Source organism: Vibrio hepatarius, from assembly GCF_011806575.1.
Classification (GTDB): domain Bacteria; phylum Pseudomonadota; class Gammaproteobacteria; order Enterobacterales; family Vibrionaceae; genus Vibrio; species Vibrio hepatarius_A.
On record NZ_JAATOO010000029.1, the window covers coordinates 1 to 22,697 of the forward strand.

At 46.1% G+C, this 22,697-nt stretch carries 24 protein-coding genes; 9 read left to right on the plus strand and 15 right to left on the minus strand.

Annotated features, from left to right (window positions below):
* A partial coding sequence (locus HCZ42_RS21740) for a hypothetical protein (protein ID WP_217702302.1) occupies nt 1-189 on the plus strand: 189 nt, incomplete at its 5' end.
* Between the two features lie 452 nt (nt 190-641).
* Here HCZ42_RS21740 and HCZ42_RS18490 read toward each other — a convergent pair.
* From HCZ42_RS18490 to dusA, 7 genes are all read right to left on the minus strand, one after another.
* Complete coding sequence (locus tag HCZ42_RS18490; protein WP_167422226.1) at nt 642-1,418, minus strand: phosphoadenylyl-sulfate reductase; 777 nt, start codon at nt 1,416-1,418, stop codon at nt 642-644.
* Nucleotides 1,411-3,144 carry an assimilatory sulfite reductase (NADPH) hemoprotein subunit gene (cysI, locus tag HCZ42_RS18495; RefSeq protein ID WP_167422227.1) on the minus strand — a complete coding sequence of 578 codons (1,734 nt, stop codon included), beginning with the start codon at nt 3,142-3,144 and terminating at the stop codon, nt 1,411-1,413. The genes HCZ42_RS18490 and cysI overlap by 8 nt, the downstream gene beginning before the upstream one ends.
* Nucleotides 3,144-5,000, minus strand: a complete 1,857-nt coding sequence (locus tag HCZ42_RS18500; RefSeq protein ID WP_167422228.1) for an assimilatory sulfite reductase (NADPH) flavoprotein subunit — start codon at nt 4,998-5,000, stop codon at nt 3,144-3,146. The genes cysI and HCZ42_RS18500 overlap by 1 nt, the downstream gene beginning before the upstream one ends.
* Before the next feature lie 124 nt (nt 5,001-5,124).
* On the minus strand, nt 5,125-5,355 hold the full coding sequence (locus tag HCZ42_RS18505) for a hypothetical protein (protein WP_053410123.1): 231 nt from the start codon (nt 5,353-5,355) through the stop codon (nt 5,125-5,127).
* Between the two features lie 144 nt (nt 5,356-5,499).
* Nucleotides 5,500-6,162: a TIGR04219 family outer membrane beta-barrel protein gene (locus tag HCZ42_RS18510; protein WP_167422229.1), complete on the minus strand. Its 663-nt coding sequence runs from the start codon at nt 6,160-6,162 to the stop codon at nt 5,500-5,502.
* A 142-nt stretch (nt 6,163-6,304) separates the two neighbouring features.
* Nucleotides 6,305-6,514 carry an envelope stress response protein PspG gene (gene pspG, locus HCZ42_RS18515; protein ID WP_167422230.1) on the minus strand — a complete coding sequence of 70 codons (210 nt, stop codon included), beginning with the start codon at nt 6,512-6,514 and terminating at the stop codon, nt 6,305-6,307.
* A 158-nt stretch (nt 6,515-6,672) separates the two neighbouring features.
* Nucleotides 6,673-7,668, minus strand: coding sequence for a tRNA dihydrouridine(20/20a) synthase DusA (gene dusA, locus HCZ42_RS18520; RefSeq protein ID WP_281173359.1), 996 nt, complete (start codon nt 7,666-7,668; stop codon nt 6,673-6,675).
* Between the two features lie 359 nt (nt 7,669-8,027).
* On the opposite strand from dusA, the gene zur reads away from it, so the two are divergent.
* Together zur and HCZ42_RS18530 are read left to right on the plus strand one after the other, a co-directional pair.
* Nucleotides 8,028-8,477, plus strand: coding sequence for a zinc uptake transcriptional repressor Zur (zur, locus tag HCZ42_RS18525; protein WP_175579564.1), 450 nt, complete (start codon nt 8,028-8,030; stop codon nt 8,475-8,477).
* Between the two features lie 25 nt (nt 8,478-8,502).
* Nucleotides 8,503-8,964, plus strand: coding sequence for a chemotaxis protein CheX (locus HCZ42_RS18530; RefSeq protein WP_053410119.1), 462 nt, complete (start codon nt 8,503-8,505; stop codon nt 8,962-8,964).
* A gap of 48 nt (nt 8,965-9,012) precedes the next feature.
* On the opposite strand, the gene cysC is transcribed toward HCZ42_RS18530, so the two are convergent.
* The 5 genes from cysC to cobA are packed head-to-tail and all read right to left on the minus strand — an operon-like array spanning nt 9,013 to nt 14,675.
* Entirely contained in the window at nt 9,013-9,630 is a 618-nt protein-coding gene (cysC, locus tag HCZ42_RS18535) for an adenylyl-sulfate kinase (protein ID WP_167422231.1), read from the minus strand.
* Nucleotides 9,631-9,642: 12 nt separating this feature from the next.
* Nucleotides 9,643-11,367 (minus strand): SLC13 family permease, encoded by a 1,725-nt coding sequence (locus HCZ42_RS18540; RefSeq protein ID WP_167422232.1) that lies wholly within the window; start codon nt 11,365-11,367, stop codon nt 9,643-9,645.
* Between the two features lie 27 nt (nt 11,368-11,394).
* Nucleotides 11,395-12,822 carry a sulfate adenylyltransferase subunit CysN gene (gene cysN, locus HCZ42_RS18545; RefSeq protein ID WP_167422233.1) on the minus strand — a complete coding sequence of 476 codons (1,428 nt, stop codon included), beginning with the start codon at nt 12,820-12,822 and terminating at the stop codon, nt 11,395-11,397.
* Between the two features lie 20 nt (nt 12,823-12,842).
* On the minus strand, nt 12,843-13,778 hold the full coding sequence (gene cysD, locus HCZ42_RS18550) for a sulfate adenylyltransferase subunit CysD (RefSeq protein WP_368484198.1): 936 nt from the start codon (nt 13,776-13,778) through the stop codon (nt 12,843-12,845).
* 27 nt (nt 13,779-13,805) lie between these two features.
* Nucleotides 13,806-14,675 carry a uroporphyrinogen-III C-methyltransferase gene (gene cobA, locus HCZ42_RS18555; RefSeq protein WP_167422251.1) on the minus strand — a complete coding sequence of 290 codons (870 nt, stop codon included), beginning with the start codon at nt 14,673-14,675 and terminating at the stop codon, nt 13,806-13,808.
* A 261-nt stretch (nt 14,676-14,936) separates the two neighbouring features.
* Between cobA and cpdB the strand changes: the two genes are divergently transcribed.
* The 4 genes from cpdB to HCZ42_RS18575 all read left to right on the plus strand — a co-directional run bounded on the left by cpdB (nt 14,937) and on the right by HCZ42_RS18575 (nt 18,956).
* Nucleotides 14,937-16,898, plus strand: a complete 1,962-nt coding sequence (gene cpdB / locus HCZ42_RS18560) for a 2',3'-cyclic-nucleotide 2'-phosphodiesterase (protein WP_167422235.1) — start codon at nt 14,937-14,939, stop codon at nt 16,896-16,898.
* Nucleotides 16,899-17,009: 111 nt separating this feature from the next.
* Complete coding sequence (locus tag HCZ42_RS18565) at nt 17,010-17,573, plus strand: Crp/Fnr family transcriptional regulator (RefSeq protein WP_167422236.1); 564 nt, start codon at nt 17,010-17,012, stop codon at nt 17,571-17,573.
* Between the two features lie 69 nt (nt 17,574-17,642).
* Nucleotides 17,643-18,095 carry a GNAT family N-acetyltransferase gene (locus HCZ42_RS18570; RefSeq protein ID WP_167422237.1) on the plus strand — a complete coding sequence of 151 codons (453 nt, stop codon included), beginning with the start codon at nt 17,643-17,645 and terminating at the stop codon, nt 18,093-18,095.
* A gap of 9 nt (nt 18,096-18,104) precedes the next feature.
* The gene (locus HCZ42_RS18575) at nt 18,105-18,956 is read left to right on the plus strand and encodes a DMT family transporter (protein WP_167422238.1); all 852 of its coding nucleotides are present in this window, start codon (nt 18,105-18,107) and stop codon (nt 18,954-18,956) included.
* A 3-nt stretch (nt 18,957-18,959) separates the two neighbouring features.
* Here HCZ42_RS18575 and HCZ42_RS18580 read toward each other — a convergent pair whose 3' ends face one another.
* Nucleotides 18,960-19,523, minus strand: coding sequence for a LysM-like peptidoglycan-binding domain-containing protein (locus tag HCZ42_RS18580; protein ID WP_167422239.1), 564 nt, complete (start codon nt 19,521-19,523; stop codon nt 18,960-18,962).
* Nucleotides 19,524-19,758: 235 nt separating this feature from the next.
* On the opposite strand from HCZ42_RS18580, the gene HCZ42_RS18585 reads away from it, so the two are divergent.
* Both HCZ42_RS18585 and HCZ42_RS18590 read left to right on the plus strand, forming a co-directional pair.
* A complete protein-coding gene (locus HCZ42_RS18585) occupies nt 19,759-20,379 on the plus strand; it encodes an FKBP-type peptidyl-prolyl cis-trans isomerase (RefSeq protein ID WP_167422240.1) in 621 nt (206 codons plus the stop codon).
* Nucleotides 20,380-20,475: 96 nt separating this feature from the next.
* On the plus strand, nt 20,476-20,979 hold the full coding sequence (locus tag HCZ42_RS18590) for a DUF2780 domain-containing protein (protein WP_167422241.1): 504 nt from the start codon (nt 20,476-20,478) through the stop codon (nt 20,977-20,979).
* A 299-nt stretch (nt 20,980-21,278) separates the two neighbouring features.
* Here the strand turns inward: HCZ42_RS18590 and rplQ are convergent, their stop codons facing one another.
* Both rplQ and HCZ42_RS18600 read right to left on the minus strand, forming a co-directional pair.
* Complete coding sequence (gene rplQ, locus HCZ42_RS18595; protein ID WP_005383141.1) at nt 21,279-21,659, minus strand: 50S ribosomal protein L17; 381 nt, start codon at nt 21,657-21,659, stop codon at nt 21,279-21,281.
* Nucleotides 21,660-21,685: 26 nt separating this feature from the next.
* On the minus strand, nt 21,686-22,678 hold the full coding sequence (locus HCZ42_RS18600) for a DNA-directed RNA polymerase subunit alpha (protein ID WP_004410407.1): 993 nt from the start codon (nt 22,676-22,678) through the stop codon (nt 21,686-21,688).
* Nucleotides 22,679-22,697 lie beyond the last annotated feature (19 nt).

Sequence of the window (22,697 nt, forward strand, 5' to 3'; positions counted from 1 at the left end):
GGCCTGCCGCCAGCGTTCAATCTGAGCCATGATCAAACTCTTCAATTTAAGATTTTGTTCGGCTCAATGAATACTGACTTCAAAACTACTACTGTAATTTTAAAGCTATTATCGTTCCAACAGAACGATAATGAATTGACTGTGCTGAGTCCGAAGACTCAATGGTCACTTCGTATCATTGAAACCTAATTTGAAACCGAAGTTTCGAATTGGATTATCATCAACGAGTGCCCACACAGATTGATAGGTCTATATTGTTAAAGAGCTACTCTTCTTTGTGACTTACATCACTTCGGAAGAGGCGGCCATTCTAGCGAGATAATCTTCGGTGTCAAACACTTTTTCAAATTATTTCGTTTTTCTTTTTGGCCCGTCTGACTGGCTTTAAACTCTTGTGAGCCCTTGCCCTGTCGACGAGGAGGCATTATAGAGATCGCCATCACATTGGCAAGCGTTATTTTGAAAAAACTGCAAAAATAACGCTTAACCGAGCAAGTTTCGCTCAAAGCCTTATTTATCCAACTTTACCCCAGCATAGCCAACATAATACACACAGAGTTATCCACAGAACGTATTTTTTAGCCAAAAGAAAAGGTCGCCTTAGCGACCTTTTCATCATCTATATAGAAGTAACTTTCTATTTAAATACCAGAACCATCTCGTTCATTATCTTCTTCGTGCAATCCACATTCTCTTTTCAGACCGAAGAAACGAGTTTCCTCTTCTGACATGCCCGGCTCCCATTTTTTAGTAGTATGGGTATCACCAACAGACAAGTAGCCCTCATCCCATAGCGGGTGGTAAGGAAGGTTGTTCTCTTCTAAGTAATAGTGGATATCTTTGTTCGTCCAGTCGATTACCGGAAGGAATTTAAACACACCATTCTGGATCGACAATATCGGAAGGCCTGCACGAGACTTCGATTGCTCTCGGCGAAGTCCAGAGAACCAAGTACCAACATTAAGCTCATCCAGAGCTCTACGCATCGGTTCGACTTTGTTGAGCCTGTTGTATTTTTCGATACCTTCAATCCCCTGCTCCCAAAGTTGCCCGTATCGCGCTTCTTGCCAGTTAGCACTTTCTTTAGCTCGGTACACTTTTAGGTTCAGAGTCAGTTGTTCACTCAATAAATCAATGAAACGGTATGTCTCTGGAAACAGATAACCTGTATCCGTGAGAATAATGGGTGTATCCGGCTTTTGCGCTGTGACTAGGTGAAGCATCACCGCGGCTTGGATACCAAAGCTTGATGATACAACATGCTCCCCTTCCAAGTTTTCAAGCGCCCAAGCAACTCGTTCTTGCGCTGACAACTGCTCAAGCTTCACGTTGATTTCTGCAAGACGCAGAATTTGCTGCGTCTTAGTGAGTTTGAGTAGCTCTGCCAGCTCCAGTTTTGAAGCTACAGAATCAAGCATAGAAATCCCTCTTTGACACAAATACTTCTTCAATGATGCCAGCACGAATGGTGAAGTCACCGAAGCATTCGCCTTGTTCTCTTTCTTTCGCCCAGCGGCCAACGAGCTGGTCAATCTCTTCTAGGATCTGTTTGTCGGTAATGTTCTCTTTATACATCTTCGGTACTCGCGTACCGCCACGGTTACCGCCTAGGTGTAAGTTGTAGCGGCCTGGCGCTTTACCAACTAAACCGATCTCAGCCAACATCGCACGGCCACATCCATTCGGACAACCAGTCACACGTAGGATGATGTTGTCTTCTTTCGGCAAGCTGTGTTTAGCTAAGATAGCCTCTACGTCAGTGACAAACTCAGGCAAGAAGCGCTCAGCTTCAGCCATCGCCAGTGGACAGGTTGGGAAAGCAACACACGCCATTGAGTTCTTACGCTGCTCGCTCACAGACTCATCCATCAAGCCGTGTTCAACGGCGATCTTCTCGATCTTCGCTTTTTGGCTCTTAGCGACACCCGCCACAATCAAATTCTGGTTTGCGGTCATGCGGAAGTCGCCTTTGTGAATCTTCGCAATTTCAGCAACACCAGTTTTAAGCGGTTTACCTGGGTAATCCAGTAGCCGGCCGTTCTCAATGAATAAGGTTAAGTGATGTTTGCCATCGATCCCTTCAACCCAACCAATACGGTCACCACGCTCTGTAAACTCATAAGGGCGACTGGTTTCAAACGTAACGCCAGCACGCTTTTCAACTTCAGCTTTAAATACGTCGCTACCAACACGGTCTAAGGTGTACTTGGTTTTCGCATTCTTACGGTTAGAACGGTTACCCCAATCGCGTTGAGTGGTAACTACAGCCGCAGCCACATCGAGTGTTTTCTCTAGTGGGATAAAACCAAAGTCATCCGCGCGACGCGGGTAAGTCGAAGTATCGCCGTGAGTCATTGCCAGGCCGCCGCCGACTAGGACATTAAAGCCCACCAGCTTGCCGTTTTCTGCAATTGCAACGAAGTTAAGGTCGTTCGCGTGCACGTCAACATCGTTTTGCGGCGGAATGACTACTGTTGTTTTGAACTTACGTGGTAAGTAGTTGCTACCCAGAATTGGTTCTTCATCAGTCGTTTCGACTTTTTCACCATCCAACCAGATTTCCGCATACGCACGAGTCTTAGGCAGAAGATGTTCGCTGATCTTCTTCGCCCACTCATACGCTTCTTGGTGCAACTCTGATTCTACTGGGTTAGTGGTACACAATACGTTACGGTTTACGTCACCCGCCGTTGCGATTGAGTCGATACCAATGCTGTTGAGCGTTTGGTGCATCAGCTTGATATTTGGTTTCAATACGCCGTGGAACTGGAACGTTTGACGCGTCGTTAGACGAATACTTCCATACAGAGAGTGCTCTGTTGCAAACTTATCGATCGCCAACCATTGAGTTGGCGTGATGATGCCGCCAGGCATACGAGCACGTAGCATAACGTTGTGCAACGGCTCTAGCTTTTGCTTAGCTCGTTCATTACGAATATCGCGGTCATCTTGCTGGTACATGCCGTGGAAGCGAATCAGTTGGAAGTTATCCGCGGTAAAGCCACCCGTGATACGGTCTTGCAGGTCTTGCTCAATCGTACCGCGTAAAAAATTACTTTCTCTTTTTAGACGCTCGTTATCCGCAAGTGATCCTAATTCTTCGCCTAGTACAACCTGCTTATTATTTTCGATAGAAAAAGTCATTAGTACACATCCCTTTGGTAACGTTTAGCTTTGCGTAAGTCATTAATAAATTGTTCAGCATCATCGCGTGGCATCTTGCCTTCTTGCTCAGCAACGATAACCAAGGCATCGTGAACGTCTTTCGCCATACGAGTCGCATCACCACAAACGTAGATGTAGGCACCTTCTTGAATCCACTGCCATACTTGCGCTGCGTTTTCTAGGATACGATGCTGTACGTAAACTTTTTCCACTTGATCACGACTAAACGCGACATCAAGACGGCTCAATAACCCTGACTTAAGGTACTTTTGCCATTCAACCTGATACAAGAAATCTTGAGTAAAGGTGCGGTCACCGAAGAACAACCAGTTTTTGCCTTCTGCGTCACGGTTATCGCGCTCTTGGATAAAGCTACGGAATGGGGCAATACCAGTACCAGGACCAACCATGATGATCGGTGTGTTGTCATCTTGAGGAAGCTTGAAGTTATTGTTGTTCTCAACAAACACTTTCACTTCACCGCCTTCTTCTAGACGCTGAGTCAAAAAGCTTGATGCGCCACCAAAGCGTTTTTCGTCGTCTTTGTCGTACTCAACCAAGCCAACAGTAAGGTGCACTTCTTCATCCACTTCTGTTTGGCTCGAAGCGATTGAATACAGACGTGGCGTCAAACGACGTAGTAAACCAATCAACTCTTCAGCTGACAGCTTGGTTTTCTTCTCCGCGAGAACATCAACCACTTGGGTATTCGTCGCGTACTCACGTAGCTTGTCTTTATCTTCCACCAGCTTTTGTAACTTTTTGCTGCCTGATAGCTCGGCAAACTTCGTTACTAGTTGAGGGTTAGACGCTGTGATCTCAAACTTGCTCACTAAGGCGCTATGAATAGAGATACTTTCGCCATCGACATCAACACTCTCGACACCAGAAAGACCGACTTTGCCAAGAATCGCGTTGGCCAGCTCAGAGCTATTGTCGAACCAAACACCCAGCGCGTCACCTGGTTGATAGGTTAAACCCGAACCTTCAAGGTCGATTTCTACATGACGCACGTCTTTACCTGAATCTCGGCCAGTGATTTTCTGGCTGGTCAGTAACGTCGCCGTGTATGGATTTTGTTTGTTGTACTGAGAATGGCCAGTGGCTTGGCCAACTGGTAGTTGTACCACTTCAGCCTGAGGGCCAGCCGCTAGATCATCTTTAACTTTATCTAACGCTTTCGCTTTCCACTCTGATGCAGGTGCTTCGTAATCAACATCGCAATCTACGCGGTCAATAAATGGCGTCGCACCTAATTTCGATAAGTAGGTGTCAAAGTCTTTACCGGTTTGACAGAAGAACTCGTAGCTCGAATCCCCTAAACCGATCACACCGTATTTTAGGTTTGGGAGCTTAGGTGCTTTCTTCGATTGTAAAAACTCGTGAAGCTCGATGGCGTTATCTGGTGCTTCACCTTCGCCGTTAGTCGACGCCACGATGATCACGTGGGACTCTTTCGCTAGGTTCTTACCTTTGTAGTCACTGGCGTCAAACAGCGCAACGTCAATACCTTGTGCTTTTGCTTCTTGCTCCAGTGATTCTGCTACACCCTTTGCGTTACCCGTTTGAGAGGCAAAGATAATGGTTAGCTTACCTGCAGGTTGAGCTGCAACCGCAGCGGCCGCTTGCGTTAATGGCGCAGACGCCGAAGCCGTCTGAGGTTGGGACTGGGCTAAGCCCCAGAAATAACCACTCACCCAAGCGAGTTGTTGAGACGATAGACCTGCTACCGTTTGTTGTAATGAGCCAAGCTGCTGATCATTGAGAGGAGCAGCAATTGACGGTAATTCTTGTGAGGTGTTTCCTTGAGAGGGAACATTCTTGTTTAAAGACATGGTCACGACATCCCTATTCATTGCGTGAACATAGGTTAACCACTCTCTTTAATAACAAGAAAGAATAGAAGTGAATGTTTTATAACTTTTTGAAGTAAAGAGCGGTCAATTAATGCTCATTAAACTATTTGGCTTCGATGCGAACTTGTTTAAAGCCGACCGCCATTGCTGATTTGGAGGCGAGGTCTAAGTCTCCGTAGTGACATTCTTCACCGTGGGAATCGGTCAGTAGCACCAAACCACCACGCGCATGCCTGAATTCCACTATCCAACTGCCTTCTTGGGCTGACGGTTCAATAATGGCTTCTACCAACTGTTTTTCTCTGAATAGGTTTCTTAGCTCAGTGATCGTCATGAGATTCCTTTCTCTGCCAGATATAAGACTACTTATTAAGGATGGGTCAAACCGAGAAAAGTGCTAAAGAAATATTTTATATATAATCAAAGGGTATAAAAAACGCCGCTATATCGAGCGACGTTTTAAAAAAATCAAATAGGTTTAGAAACGGTATTCTGCTCCTGCAAACCAGCCGTGGGCGAAAATAAATGGTTTACCCAGTTCAGATTCACCGGCCACTTTGAAATCATCAGACTCCAAATCGATCGCACGATAACCGCCTTTCAGTAACAATTGCTGCTCTTTCACATCAATACTGTATTGCAAACCCGCCATTAGATCGGTGTTTTTGATCCCTTTAGAATCACCAAAGTTCATTTCACCAATCACGTCAAAGTTCGTATTGGGTACCCTTAACTCTGCATAGCCGTAAAATGCCCAGATCAGCTCATCAAAGCTGACTTGAGCTTGGGTATCGGCGTTACGGTAGTAAGTATTGGAAAGGTCACTGACCGTCACGCCAGCATCAAAACGCATTAAGTCGTGCTCTAAAATGCGGTAATAAAGCGATAAATCTAACTTATCAAACGCCATGTAGTCCGCATCCACTGAAGAATAGCGAACGCGAGCGTTTGGTAAGAACTTAACATCGTGTTCTATTCCTGCATAGAAACTTGGCGTGCTGTCTCTATCACGATTCACTTCATTGACTTTTGTTCTGGTCCACCAGCCTTCAGCTCCAAACTTTGTTGTCAGCGAAGATTCTGCGTACGCAGATACCGACAATACCGCGGCGGCTAAAATGGCAATGGTTTTAAAACCCATGAACTTAATTCTCCAGAGTAGAACTTAAACTCTTCCGTTGTATAACAGCTTAATAATGCTGGGAAGATGTGTATACGATATGCACCGATTCTACCATACACACAGCTTAAGCCAGCAACTATTTCTCTTTTACCACCCGTGATTATCTAGGCTGCACAACGAAGGATTTGAAGAACCAAACCCCGAGAGCAATCACAATCAGCCATGGCAGTATCTTAAGTACTGCACCAATCATACCGAGCAACACCATAACAACCATAGCAAACGCGATTCCCGCGAAGACGGTCAGCATAGTGACGCCAGTCACTAATAGTGTCGCGGTGAAAACCAAAATAAAGATTAACTCAAACATACGCATCTCCTTTGTTTTGTTTTATCTTTCAGGATGTATGCCAACATTTGAAATAAACTTATCTATCTGAATAATAAAAACAAAAATAAAAAGACGCTCTTGGAGAGCGCCTGTTGTAAAACCAAATTGGTAATTTTCACCACTATATATGGTGATTTTTACACATCTAATTCTTTTGGAATTTTTGCTAATGCAGCTTCAACGACTTCAATACCAGAGCCTGGTTTATGCGCATTTTCACTGATGTAACGACGCCACTGACGCGCTCCTGGCATATTTTGGAATAAACCCAACATATGACGGGTAATATGGCCAAGATATGCCCCTTTCGCCAACTGCTGTTCGATGTATGGATACATCTCTTGTACTACTTGAGTACGCTTCTTGATTGGTTTATCCAAACCGAAGATCTGTTGATCCACCTCAGCAAGGATATATGGGTTTTGGTAAGCTTCACGCCCCACCATCACGCCATCGAGGTGTTTGAGGTGCTCTTTAGTTTCTTCGAGCGTTTTAACGCCACCATTCACCGCAATCGTCAGATGCGAGAAGTCTTTCTTTAGCTGATAAGCTCGCGGGTAATCCAATGGGGGAATTTCACGGTTTTCTTTTGGGCTAAGACCAGATAGCCACGCCTTACGAGCATGAATGGTAAACTGCTCACAGCCACCTTTCTCTGACACGATAGAAACAAAGTCGGTCAAGAACTCGTATGAGTCTTGGTCGTCGATACCAATACGCGTTTTTACGGTAACTGGCACGTCCACCACTTCTTTCATTGCGGCAATACAGTCCGCCACCAGTTGCGGCTCTGCCATCAAACACGCACCAAAGCGACCATTTTGAACTCGGTCTGACGGGCAACCAACGTTCAGGTTGATTTCATCATAGCCACGCTCTGCGGCTAACTTAGCGCACGTTGCTAAGTCTTGCGGATTTGAACCACCAAGTTGAAGCGCGACAGGATGCTCTTCTTCGTTATAAGCAAGAAAATCCCCTTTACCGTGGATGATAGCCCCTGTGGTGACCATCTCTGTGTACAGCAAAGTTTCGCTCGTCAGCAGGCGATGGAAGTAGCGGCAATGGCGATCTGTCCAATCGAGCATGGGTGCGATAGAAAAACGCTGTAAGGCAAAGTCGTTGTTTACATCGATGTTAGACACTGAGTATTCCTCATAAGGTCTAGGTTTGGTGGAATCTGATCACAGAAATGGCCGAGAATAGAGTCTGAGCCCTAAAAGTTCACAATTTCTGCAATTTTGCAAAGTAATCGCGTATTATACACCACTGAAGAAGCACATTTACAGAGCGGCACAGTGATTAACCATCTCTCATCCTGTGGCAAACTGGTTTAATGTCCTGCAATCAATGGGTTTATGCTGTCACTGGCAAGTGCCGTAAAACTTATTGAACAAATGTTCCGATATACCTTATTGAGCGAACCATCAGAATTACTCTATGAAGCAACGATATAATTCAATAAATGGTATATTATTAGCAATGTCCAATAGTAATGGTGAAGAGTTTGGACCATCAGTTAGTCAAACAAATTGAAGAAATCTGTGCAGCCCGTGGAGTTAGACTGACTACGCAGCGCAAGCGTGTCTTTGAGCTTATCTGCTCAAGCCCAAAAGCGTTTAGTGCTTATGAATTGCTGGAAGAACTACAAAAAGTTGAACCGCAAGCTAAGCCACCGACGGTATACAGAGCATTGGATTTTTTACTCGAACAAGGTTTTATTCATAGAGTAGAATCAACGAATAGTTACATCCAGTGTTGCTCTTGTAACGCACACAAACATTACTCGCATTTATTGATATGTGATAAATGCAGCAACGTTATTGAACTTCAAGACGATAGTTTGGTAGCCTTACTTGTTAATAATGCAGCAAAGCATGATTTTACGATCACCAACCATGTCATTGAGACTCATGGGGTTTGTAAAGCTTGCTCGGCTGATTAGCGAAAGAAAAATATAGTAGATAATTATGCGCGCTGAATTTGTTAACCCGTTTTTAGCTTCGTTGATGAACGTACTAAAGACGATGGCAGCACTAGAGTTAAAGCCACAAAAGCCAAGAGTCAAAAAAGATGAAATCGCACGTGGCGATGTGTCTGGTTTGATTGGTATGGTGGGCCCACAAACACGTGGTTCAATGTCAATTACCTTTGATGAAACTTTGGCTCTAGAGATAATGCACAAGATGCTTGGTGAGCGTCCCAATGGCCTGAATGATGAAGTGACCGATATGGTTGGTGAAATCACGAATATGGTCACGGGTGGCGCAAAGCGTATCCTCGCGGAGAGTGGCTTCGACTTTGATATGGCAACGCCGATCATTGTTTCAGGCAAAGGCCATACCATTCGCCACAAGTGTGAAGGCTCGATCATCATCATGCCTTTCACCTCTCAATGGGGTAATGCCTTCATTGAAATCTGTTTTGAATAAACAGTATTAAGAAAAGTAAAAAGCTTCCATGTAGGAAGCTTTTTTTATTTAAGCGATGATAGTGCGTTGCTTTAATATTTGGATGCAATCCTCAACTAACTCGTCAATCGCCTTTTCTCCGGCTAACAAGTCAATTTCTGGATTGATTGGCGCTTCATAGTCAGAATCGATACCGGTAAAGTTGCGGATTTCTCCTGCGCGCGCTTTCTTATACAGCCCTTTAGGGTCACGCTGTTCGCACACTTCGAGCGATGTATTGACATACACTTCGAGAAACTCGCCTTCTGGCACCATTTCTCTGACCAACTGTCGCTCAGCGCGGTGAGGCGAAATAAACGCCGACAGAACAATCAGTCCGGCGTCGGCCATCAACTTTGCGAGCTCACCGATACGACGGATGTTTTCACGACGGTCTTGCTCAGAGAAACCTAAGTCACTACACAGACCGTGGCGTACGTTATCACCGTCTAACAAATAGGTATGGTACCCCTGCTCGGCCAGCTTGTTTTCCAACGCACCAGCAACCGTCGATTTACCAGCACCCGATAATCCCGTAAACCATAATATCACTGGTTTTTGCTGCTTTAACTTAGCGCGGAACTCTTTATCGATAGAGTGCTGATGCCAAACGATGTTCTCGTCTTTAGTCGGCGTTTCCGTTGTCATAATTCAATCCTTTTAAAACGGGAAAAACTGAGGAATAAGCGCTAGTACCAATACCGAATAAACGATAGAGATCGGTATGCCTACTCTTATGTAGTCAGTAATTTTGTAATTCCCTACGCTGTATACCAATAGATTAGTCTGGTATCCGTAAGGAGAGATAAAACTTGCGCTAGCGCCGAACAGTACCGCCATAATAAATGGCATCGGGTCTACGCCGTAGCTGATCGCCATACTGTAGCCAAGTGGGAATGCCAGTGCTGCAGCGGCATTATTGGTGACCAGCTCGGTCAAAACCAGCGTTAACAAATATGTCGCGACCAAGGCACCAAAGACCCCCCAACCGTTAAAGCTCTCCATAAACATCTGACCTAGGCTTTCAGACAAACCAGACGAGAGCATCAGTTGAGCTATCGACAGTGCTGAACCAACGATCACCACGATATCAATTGGAAAACGGCGGCGCAGTTCACCGAGCTGAACGATACCGCTAAACAATGCCACCAGCAGGAACACCGAAAGTCCTTTGATCAACGGTACCCAGCCAAGCAATGCGAATGCGATCACCGTACAAAAACCACCTAAAACCATCGCTGATTTGTGCGAATCTAAACGAGCACTGGAGTCGAGGTCGTTGATCACAACAAACTCTTTACGGTGTGCACGGCGTTCTTGTTCAAAACGTTTACCAGGCACTAATACCAAGGTATCACCGGCGTTTAAGGTAATATTCCCTAATCCGCCTTGTAATCGTTCATGCCCACGTCGGATTGCAACGACCACCGCGTCAAAACGGTCACGGAAATGACTCGATTTCAAGGTTTTGTTACAAAAGCTCGCCGAAGAACTCACGACCACTTCAACAAAACTTTGGCCGTTAAGATGGTGCTGACCAAAGAGCGTCAGCCCTTGAATATCTTGCAGTGTCGCGACGCTTTCAACATCACCACAGAACAACAAGCTATCACGAGCCTGCAAGACAAAGTCTGGCTCGACAGGGGCAATGGTTTTACCGTCACGCACGACTTCGGCCAAAAACAACTTACGCAAAGCGCGCAGGTTATTTTCATTAATACTACGACCGACTAACGGTGAACCCGGCTCGACTTTCGCTTCTAGAAAGTAAGACAGTTCTTCTTGGTTTTGATCTTCATAGCTCGGCAGAAGGTAACTCAGAGGGATCAGGATCAACAGCCCAGCCACCAGCACTGATAAGCCGATCATCGTCGGAGAAAAGAAACCTAAACTCGGCAAGCCAGCATCTTCAACAAAGCTGTTGATGATCAAATTGGTCGAGGTGCCGATCAGAGTGAGAGTACCGCCTAAGATCGCCGTATAAGATAACGGGATCAACAGCTTGGACGGCGCGTGTTGCTGATTACGTTTAATCGCACTGATCAGTGAAATCACTACCGCGGTATTATTAGTGAATGACGACAAAAAGGCGGTCGATAAACCCAACTTGGCAACCACAGTGCCTAAACAACCGGTTGATAAAGAGCGGCTCACCCAGCTTATCAGCATGGTTTTTTCCAGCGCCGCCGACGCTACGATCAGTAGCACCAGCGTCACCAGCGAAGAGTTGGTAAAGTTAGTGGCAACATCGCCGACTTCAATCATGCCCGCCATAAAAGCAATAAATGCCGCGCCAGCAAAAATGAAGCTTGGTTTAATGCGTGTTGTTAGTAGGCAGGTTACTGTCCCCAGTAACAACGCCAACACAAAACCTTGTTGCCACATAACTTTTCCTTGTCAGTAAGTGAGTACTTATTTAAGTAACTGACTGATGTCTTTCGCTTCCCAATGCGGGAAGTGTTTACGTACAAGCGCATTCAGCTCAAGTTCAAACGCTGAGATATCACCTGTTTGTGTTTCAACTTGGCTTAGGCTTTCACGTACTAGCCCCGCCCCAACCGTCACATTAGATAAACGGTCGATAATGATGAAACCACCGGTATCCTGACACTCGAGGTAGTGATCTAATGCCACTGACTCGTTCAGTGTTAGCTCACACAGACCAATACCATTCAGAGGTAGCTCAACCGCACTGTGTGTCGACAAGTTATTGATGTCGTATTGGTGACGAATCGCTTCCACGCGACCAACGGTCTTCTTACCCGCAATCTTGATATCGTACTCACGCCCCGGTTGCAGAGGCTGCTCTGTCATCCAAACCACATCGGCGAGCAGATGGTTGCTTGACTCGACTTTTGAATCTTCCAGTACGATCAAGTCACCACGGCTGATATCAATTTCGTCTTCCAGAGTCAGAGTCACCGCCAGACCTGCCTGCGCTTTATCGAGATCGCCATCGAACGTCACGATGCGCGCAACGGTCGATGTTTTGCCCGAAGGGAGCGCTTTAATGCGGTCGCCCACTTTCACTTCACCACCGGCAACCGTACCCGCAAAACCACGGAAATCGAGATTAGGACGATTCACGTATTGCACCGGGAAGCGGAACTCACCGACTTTCTTCTCACGGTCTACATCAACATTCTCTAATAGCTCAAGCAATGACGGGCCTTCAAACCATGTCATGTTTGCGCTAGCTTCGACTACGTTGTCGCCTTCCAGTGCCGACAGTGGAATGATTTGTATATCGGTTTCGCCTTGCAAGTGCTTAGAGAACTCTAAATACTCTTCACGAATCTCTTCAAAACGCTGCTGTGAGTAATCAACAAGATCCATCTTGTTAACAGCAACGATAAAGTGCTTCAGACCAAGCAAGTTCGAAATGAATGAGTGACGACGCGTTTGATCAAGTACACCTTTACGCGCATCAATCAAGATCACCGCCAGATCACACGTCGACGCACCCGTCGCCATGTTGCGCGTGTACTGCTCGTGCCCCGGAGTATCGGCAATGATGAACTTACGCTTCTGAGTCGAGAAGTAGCGGTAAGCCACATCAATCGTGATCCCTTGTTCACGCTCAGCTTGTAGGCCATCAACCAGCAAAGCTAAGTCTGGTCGTTCACCCGTTGTGCCGACACGTTGGCTGTCCGAGTGAACTGCGGCTAGTTGATCTTCATAAATTTGCTTCGAGTCATGGAGCAAGCGGCCAATCAGAGTACTTTTGCCGTCATCGACTGAGCCACACGTTAAGAATCTAAGTAGTGACTTGTACTGGTGCTGTTTGAGGTAACCTTCGATACCTAGCTCTTCTAGTTGAGCTTCTACTGCGCTATTCATTTTCTTTCCTTAGATCCTGTTTAGAAGTAACCCTGACGCTTTTTCAGCTCCATCGATCCCGACTGATCATGGTCGATCGCTCGGCCTTGGCGTTCACTCGATGTCGCCACCAGCATCTCTTCAATAATGCCTGTCAGCGTGTTGGCTTCTGATTCGATCGCGCCAGTCAGTGGGTAACAACCCAACGTACGGAAGCGAACGCTTTTCTCTTCAATTCTCTCGCCTGGTTGTAGCTTCATGCGCTCGTCGTCGACCATGATCAACATGCCGTCACGCTCTACTACCGGACGCTTCTCTGAAAGATAAAGCGGTACGATCTCGATATTTTCTAAGTAGATGTATTGCCAGATATCTAACTCGGTCCAGTTAGATAGCGGGAATACGCGGATGCTTTCGCCTTTATTGATTTGACCGTTGTAAGTGCGCCAAAGCTCAGGACGTTGATTCTTCGGATCCCAGGTGTGGTTCTTGTCGCGGAATGAGTAAACACGCTCTTTCGCACGTGATTTCTCTTCGTCACGACGTGCTCCGCCGAATGCCGCGTCAAAACCGTATTTGTTCAACGCTTGCTTCAGACCTTGGGTTTTCATAATGTCAGTGTGCTTAGACGAACCATGCTCAAACGGGCTGATGCCCATTGCCAAACCGTCTGGGTTCTTATGTACTAAAAGCTCAAAGCCGTATTTTTCTGCCGTACGGTCACGGAACTCGATCATCTCTTTGAATTTCCAATCCGTATCCACGTGTAGAAGCGGGAAAGGAATCTTGCCTGGGTAAAATGCTTTACGTGCAAGATGCAGCATGACTGATGAATCCTTACCGATGGAATACATCATCACTGGGTTATCAAATTCAGCAGCGACTTCACGGATGATATGAATACTCTCCGCTTCCAACTGCTTCAAATGGGTTAATCGTTCTTGGTCCATGTTAGGGCTTCCTTTACGACTCTTAATGAGCTTCTGACTAGTCAAAATTTGGTATTAGGCAAATTGGCGTTGCTGCTCATCTGCCTGTTGTGAAGTCGAGAACCACGCCAGCTTTTCTGACAGGGATACGACTTCTCCGATTACAATTAGCGACGGTGACTGCGCGCCTTGGGCGAGTTCAGCAAGTTGAGCAAGCTGACCTTTAAATACCTTTTGAGTTGCTTGTGTCCCGCGCTCGATAATGGCGATCGGTGTGTTTGGATTACGTCCGTGTTCAACTAACTGGGCTTGAATGTACTCAGACTTCATCAAGCCCATATAGATAACTAAGGTTTGGTTGCCGCGCGCCAGTGTCGACCAATCCATTTGGTCGCTCTCTGCTTTCAAGTGTCCGGTAATAAACATCGCTGACTGAGCAAAATCGCGATGAGTAAGAGGAATCCCGGCATACGCAGTCGCACCGGCAGCGGCAGTAATTCCAGGCACAACATGAAATGAAATGCCCGCATCCGCCAAGACTTCTAACTCTTCACCGCCACGGCCAAAAATGAAGGGATCGCCGCCTTTGATGCGCACCACGCGATGACCTTGCTTGGCAAAGTCGACCAATAGCTGGTTGGTTTTTTCTTGAGGAACACTGTGGTGACCTGCGCGTTTACCGACACAAACTTGGATAGTGTCGCTAGGCACGAGAGACATGATTTCGTCGGAGACAAGGTAGTCAAACAGCACAACGTCTGCTTGCTGTAAAAAACGCAGCGCCTTTAATGTCAGTAACTCAACGTCACCCGGTCCTGAGCCCACAAGCGCGACTTCGCCATGGCCAAGCAAACTGCTACCAATCGAGTTTAGGTTTGTTTGTTCATTGCGCTGCGCGTGCGAATTACTCAGAGGAAACTGAGAAACCGTATCCTTACTCGCCATCATGTCATCCTCTTGCTGTTGATGAGGGCATTATGGCGCCCAATACATATTACCTGAAATTCTAAAATTTCATTTTTTATACTATTTATTGATAAGACGACACGCAGAACAAGAATGTAGACGAGAGATTTTTGAGAGATTGTCAGCAGAGTCCAGTATAACCAACACGTTAGATCACACTTTACGATTCACTGAAATCATCGTTTCATGTCATTTTGTTACATTAAGCATGGTGCTAACAAACGCTATCGGAGCTTAAAAATGAAATTAGCAGTGAAACCTCTTTCTTTAGCAGTCTTGGGTGGGATGCTGACCATGGCTGGTCCAGCAATGGCTGATACCATCAAACTACGTATTGTCGAAACAACCGACATCCATACCAACGTGATGGATTACGATTACTACAAAGACAAACCAAGCCAAAAGATTGGTCTGACTCGTGCTGCTACTTTGGTTAAACAAGCCCGAGCGGAAGTGGAAAACAGCGTATTAGTCGACAACGGCGACCTGATCCAAGGGAGTCCAATGGGTGACTACATGGCCGCGAAAGGCATCGAAAAAGGCGAAGTCCATCCTGTTTATAAAGCGATGAATACGCTCGACTACGATGTAGGCAACATTGGTAACCACGAATTTAACTATGGTTTAGAGTTCCTCGCAGAAACCCTTAATGACGCTGATTTCCCGTATGTAAACGCGAACGTATTTAATAAGAAAACGGGTGAGCATTACTTCAAACCTTACATCATCAAAACTCACACTTTTAAAGATGTCGATGGTGCTGAACAAGAAATTAAAGTCGGCTACATCGGTTTCGTTCCACCGCAAATCATGGTGTGGGATAAGAAAAATTTAGAAGGCAAAGTGTTTGCCAAAGACATCAAAGAAACCGCACAAAAACTGGTCCCAGAAATGAAAGCGGCGGGCGCGGATGTGATCGTGGCGATTCCTCACTCTGGAGTCTCGTCAGACCCACATAAAGTTGGTGCAGAAAACTCGACTTACTACCTTTCTGAAGTAGAAGGCATCGATGCGATTGCGTTTGGCCACTCTCACGCGGTGTTCCCTGGTAAAGGCTTTGACAACATTCCAGGTGTTGATAATCAGAAAGGCACCATCAACGGCGTCGCCGCGGTGATGCCAGGCCGTTGGGGCAGCCACGTTGGCGTGATTGACCTTGAGTTAAAAGAGCAAAATGGTCAGTGGCAGGTGGTGACCGCACAGTCTGAAGCACGCCCTATTTACGATAAAAACGCCCAGAAACCACTGGCAGAAGCCGACGCGGACATCGTTAAAGCGCTTGAAGCTGACCATAAAGGAACACGTGAGTTTGTTAACCAGCCAATTGGCAAAGCCAATGACGTGATGTACAGCTTCTTAGCACTCGTGCAAGACGACCCAACAGTACAGATCGTTAACCTCGCGCAAAAAGATTACGTAGAACGTTTTATCCAAGGCGATCCAGACTTAGCCGATATCCCTGTATTGTCAGCAGCCGCACCATTTAAAGCCGGTGGCCGTAAGAATGACCCAGCGAACTTCACCGAGGTCGAATCTGGACAGCTAACCTTCCGTAACGCAGCCGACCTTTATCTCTACCCGAACACCCTAGTGGCAATGAAGGTCACCGGTAAAGAAGTCAAAGAGTGGTTGGAATGCAGCGCGGGCCAATTCAAACAAATCGACGTCAACAGCACGGCGCCTCAGAGCCTTATCGACTGGGATGGTTTCCGTACCTACAACTTTGATGTGATTGATGGCTTGACCTACCAAATCGACGTGACTCAGCCAGCGAAATACGATGGTGACTGTAAAGTCGTCAACCCAGACGCACAACGCATCGTTGGTTTAACCTACCAAGGTAAGCCCATCGAAATGAGCCAGGACTTCATCATCGCAACCAATAATTACCGCGCGTACAGCAACAAGTTCCCAGGCACAGGCTCTGACTTCGTTGCGTTCGATTCGCCAGACGAAAACCGCTCAGTGGTTGCCGCCTACATTACTCGCGTGAGCCAAGAGAATGGTGAGTTTGCCCCAAGTGCGGATAACAACTGGTCGTTTGCGCCGATTAAATCGGACAAAGCGTTGGATATTCGCTTTGAAACTTCACCAAGCGAGAAAGCAGCCAAGTTCATCAAGGAAAAAGGTCAATATCCGATGAAACATGTGGCGACCGACGATGTCGGTTTTGCGGTCTACCAAATCGACTTGCAAAAATAATTGTTAAGATATCATCTCAAGCCGCGACAACCGTCGCGGCTTTTTTCATCCTCGCAATGACAAAAAGTGCGGTAAAATTAGAGCACTGTTTTTACTCATCTGTTATCCGCCATGTTTGAACGTTTCCAACAACAACTCACTGACAACGGTTTTAACCCTCAAGAGATTGAGCAACTGACTCATTCTGCGCGATTAATTGAGCTCCCGACCCGTCATATTTTGTTGCATCAAGGCCAAGTCGGTGAAGAGATATTCTTTCTGTTGGAGGGCATCTGTCACTCAGCGTATCTGACTGATAAAGGCAAAGAGTTCAGTAAAGAGTTCTACTGGGAGAACGACTGGATCATCGGATTTGAAAGCCTGATCAAACAGCAAGCCTCGCCCTATCTGCTGGAATCGTTGACACCTTGCACATTGATTACACTGCCAGTTGAAACACTGCGAGCTTGGCGCGAACAGAAACACAGCGTCTACCTCAAGCTGCTCGAAACCCAGTTGATGTATAAAGAAAACAAAGAGCGTTTTATGCTGCTATACAGCCCCGAGCAACGCTACGAATTGTTCTGCCACCATTATCCAGAGCTACTCGAACGCTTAAACGACTACCAAATCGCGGCCTATTTAGGTATTACGCCGATCAGTTTGAGCCGGATAAAAAAGCGCGCACAAAGTTAACAATTGTTAATGCCTTTTGTTCGCTAGCCTGTTAATTTTCTGAGACTTTTGTTTATCTTCGAGAGCGATATGATCCACTGGCAACTTGTCCCGTTTACTCAGCTGACTACGCAGCAACTTTATCAATTACTTCAACTGCGAGTAGACGTATTCGTCGTCGAGCAAACTTGTCCTTACCCAGAACTGGATGGTAAAGATTGCCTCCCAGAAGTCCATCACCTGTTGGGCTATAAAGACGATGAACTGATAGCTTGTGCGCGTTTATTGCCTAAAGGCGTAAGCTACCCTTCCGTCAGTATTGGACGCGTGGCAACTAAGCAAACACATCGTGGTGGTGGTCTGGGTCATCAGTTGATTCAGCAAGCCTTGGCTGGTTGTGAACACCTTTGGCCTCAATCAGATATCGAGATCGGCGCGCAAGAACACCTCGCCGGCTTTTACGCTCAGCATGGTTTTGCTGCAACTTCAGCAATGTATCTCGAAGACGATATCCCCCATATCGATATGAAGCTGTCTAAGTAAGATCCGTCTGTGTCCCCTCACTACTTGGCGATTTTATTATTGGTCATCGGGAATTTAGCCGCCTCTTTATCAGATGTTGCAGTGAAAATTCTCGATGGTGGCGTGCCGGTCTATCAATATGTGTTTATTCGTCAGTTATTGTCTGCTTTGGTGATTTTGCCACTGTGGATACGACAACCGTCTGAGCAACGAAGGCTACGCAAACCAGTGCTCAATCTCTTTCGCGCTCATATCCTGATCATCGGTAGTGGCTGTATGGTCGTGGCGGTAACGTACCTCCCACTGGCAACCGCCAACGCGATTTTCTACGCAGCGCCGCTACTGATGCTGCCGCTCTCAACGTTGTTGTTGAAAGAAACGCCACCGTTTGGCAAAGTCATCGCTACCATCATTGGTTTTGTAGGCGTATTGGTGGTACTCAGACCGTCAGAGTTTCACTGGGCTGCTATTTTTGCTCTAGGAACCGCGATGACCATTGCGTTATTCAACATTACCGCACGTCAGCTACCTGTCGAACAATCGATCGTCACGACACTGTTTTGGACCAGTGTGTTGTCATTGCCACTTACCGCAAGCGTCGCCTTAGTTAATTGGACGCCTATAGATTCTCATGTTTTGTTATTGATTCTTGGCAGTGCGAGTTTGATTTTGCTGTACAACGGTTTAGCGGTGGCTGCTTACCAAAAGGCACAAGCTGGGAATATCGCGGTGGCAGAAAACTCTGGACTGCTGTTTGTGACACTATTTGGCGTAATGTGGTTTGATGAAGTGCCTGATTGGCTAACTGCGGTAGGGATTTTGATGATTATCGCTCCACTTATCCCTTGGCATTCGCTAAGAGTGTGCAGAGCGACAAAGTAGTGGTTATTTGCTACGACCGAATCCACCGTCCGACAAACGGAAGAACATCACCGAGTGGCCACTTTTCTCTAGCTGTAAGATATCCAGTTTACCCTCTTCGGTCAGTTTGTAACGTACTAACTGGCCTTGCTTGATATAGCTCAGCGGCTTGTCATTGCCTTCAACTTTCACTAACGCATTCAAATCTGCCATCGGTAAACCATTGCTGCGAAATACTTGCGCCAATGTATCGCCGCTTTTCACTTCGTATTCCTGCCACTCTTTCGAGGTCAACGCCGTTTCACCCGCGATCGTCTGTTCGCTTAAACCCGAGGTGTTAATATCAATCTCTACTCGTTGTGGTGTAGGTTGCGTGACTTCCTGCTTTGAATCAGGAAAAGGAATCAACAACAGTAGAAGAACGATAGGCGCTAATACCATCAATGCACGCTGATGCAACTTAGGCAGTCGATTCCAGTTTTGTTGGATCTTGTCTTTGATTTTTGACCAATCTATCGAAGACCATTTCTGCTTAATGAGCTCAATATAATCTGCGTTTTGCTGCTTCTTTTTCTTTCTGCGATTCATCGCATCTCGTCTCCCGAAAAGGCTTCAGTGCAAGTATAAAAACCAAGCGCACATGAGTATAGGAAATTTCTCTCAAGTTAGTTATACAGAAGTCAAAATTGAGCGGCAATGCAGGGAAAGTAGATCTAAATCTCACATTGCTTGGCGCAAGAATGGATTGAGAGGTGAACATTTCATCATGCCGCTAATACTGGTATCCTTACGCACTTCACACACCATATAAAGAGAGACACTAATGTCTGAAGTAAAATTTGAGACTGTAGAGCAAAAAGCAAGCTACGGTATCGGTCTACAGATGGGTCAGCAACTTGCGGGTTCTGGTCTTGAAGGTTTGAACGTTGATGCTATCGCAGCAGGTATCGCAACTGCTCTAGTTGGTGAGATGCCAGCTATCGAAATCGACGAAATCAACAAAGCACTTCAAGAACTACACCAACGCGCTGAAGCAGCACGTCAAGAAGCGGCTAAAGCTGCAGCTGCTGATGGTGAAGCATTCCTAAAAGACAACGCTCTACGTCCTGAAGTAACCGTTCTTGAATCTGGTCTACAGTACGAAGTGATCACTGAAGGTACTGGTGAAATTCCAACTTCAGACAAGCAAGTACGTGTTCACTACCACGGCGAGCTAACTGATGGCACTGTATTCGACAGCTCAGTATCACGCGGTCAACCAGCTGAGTTCCCAGTAACTGGCGTAATCAAAGGTTGGGTTGAAGCACTTCAACTAATGCCTGTTGGTTCTAAATGGAAACTATACATCCCACAAGACCTTGCTTACGGTGAGCGTGGTGCAGGTGCAGCAATCCCTCCATTTGCAGCACTAGTATTCGAAGTTGAGCTACTAGACATCCTATAATCATTAGTGAGATTAGCTTAACTTAAAACGGTGGCTTAAATGCCACCGTTTTTGTTTTATGTAACAATAATAATAAACGAGCGATTAGGAGAAACGATGAATAACAAACTCGTGATTACAGTACTGGCAAGCGCGGTGCTTTTCGGCTGCCAAAACACTTCTAGTAGTACGCAAGAGAGCTCAACAACAACGAACAGCTACAGCTCTATGGCAAGCAGTGCATTGCTTGCTGCAGCGAGTGCTTGGGGACAACAGCAAAACCAACAGTCATCAATATTGGCTGACGCGATTCAGCAAAGCACGAATGTAACCTCTGAGCAGGCTTTAGGTGGCGTGGGTTCACTATTGGCTCTTGCACAAAACAACTTGGGTCAAAGCCAAAACAACGAACTTGCTGGCTTGATTCCAGGTTACGACAGTCTTCAATCAACAGGTCTCACAGCAATGATCGCGAATAACGAGACCGTTAAAAGCGCGTTCACAGCACTTGGTATGGATCCATCGCTAATTTCAACTTTTGTGCCAATCATTTTGCAAACACTGCAAAGCCAAGGCGCAAGCTCAAGCCTACTAAGCAGCTTAGGCACAATCTGGCAGTAAATACCTATTGTCCGATAGATTAGAATAAACATGGTCGCTGGTGCTGTGAGAAATATTCTTGCCATCGGCGATTTTTTATATTTGTAGAACGGGGAATTTTTGAGAAGGTTTGATTCAAAAGAATACGATTGAATTGGAAAGAATTGCTCGATGGTGCTGACTCAATCTGACGGCTAGCGGCGTTATTAATTGCTATGACAGTCAAGCAATAAAAACAGTCTTTGAATGATTCATTTAAGCAAATTTCAGATACAAAAAAGCCGAGCTAATGCTCGGCTTTTCCGTTCTTACGAACCTGATTACTCAGCAGCTTCTTCAGCAGCTGGGCGATCTACAAGCTCAATGTAAGCCATTGGAGCTTTGTCACCAGCACGGAAGCCAGCTTTTAGGATACGAGTGTAACCGCCCTGACGAGCAGCAAAACGTGGACCTAGTTCGTTAAATAGTTTTGCAACTACTTCGTTGTCACGAGTACGTGCAAATGCTAGACGACGGTTAGCAACGCTGTCAGTCTTAGCTAGTGTAATCAAAGGCTCAACTACGCGACGTAGCTCTTTTGCTTTTGGCAGTGTAGTCTTGATAACTTCATGACGTACTAGAGAGCTAGCCATATTGCTGAACATCGCTTTACGATGTGAGCTGTTGCGGTTGAGTTGACGACCACTCTTACGATGGCGCATGACCTAATCCTTCTAACTATTATCGATTAATCTTCAGCGATAGACGCTGGTGGCCAGTTTTCTAGGCGCATGCCCAGAGAAAGACCACGTGATGCAAGTACGTCTTTAATCTCTGTAAGAGATTTTTTACCAAGGTTAGGCGTTTTAAGTAGCTCAACCTCAGTACGCTGTACAAGATCACCGATGTAGTGAATCGCTTCTGCTTTCAGACAGTTAGCAGAGCGAACTGTTAGTTCAAGATCGTCTACAGGACGCAGTAGGATCGGATCGAATTCTGGCTTCTCTTCCTTCTCCTCAGGTACACGTACATCACGTAGATCTACGAACGCATCCAATTGCTCAGCAAGGATAGTTGCTGCGCGACGGATTGCTTCCTCAGGGTCTAGAGTACCGTTCGTTTCCATGTCGATAACAAGCTTGTCTAGGTCTGTACGCTGCTCTACACGAGCTGCTTCAACAGAGTAAGCAATCTTGTCTACTGGGCTGTACGTAGCGTCAACCAGTAGGCGACCAATTGGGCGCTCATCTTCTTCAGTATGGATACGAGCTGAAGCTGGAACGTAACCACGACCACGTTCAACTTTGATACGCATAGCGATCTCAGCGTTGTCATCCGTTAGGTGACAAATAACGTGTTCTGGGTTAGCGATCTCTACATCACCATCATGGGTGATGTCACCTGCAACCACAGGGCCTGAGCCTGATTTGTTCAGTGTAATAAACACTTCATCTTTGCCTTCGGCAACGCGTACAGCCAAACCTTTTAGGTTTAGAAGAATTTCAAGAATATCTTCCTGAACGCCTTCTTTAGTGCTGTATTCGTGTAGAACGCCTTCAATCTCTACTTCTGTCACAGCACAACCTGGCATAGAAGATAGAAGAATACGGCGAAGTGCATTACCTAGAGTATGACCAAAGCCACGCTCTAATGGCTCAAGAGTTACTTTTGCGTGAGTCGTGCTAACTTGTTCGATGTCAACAAGACGTGGCTTAAGAAATTCTGTTACAGAACCCTGCATTGTGTCCTCTCTTTAGTTT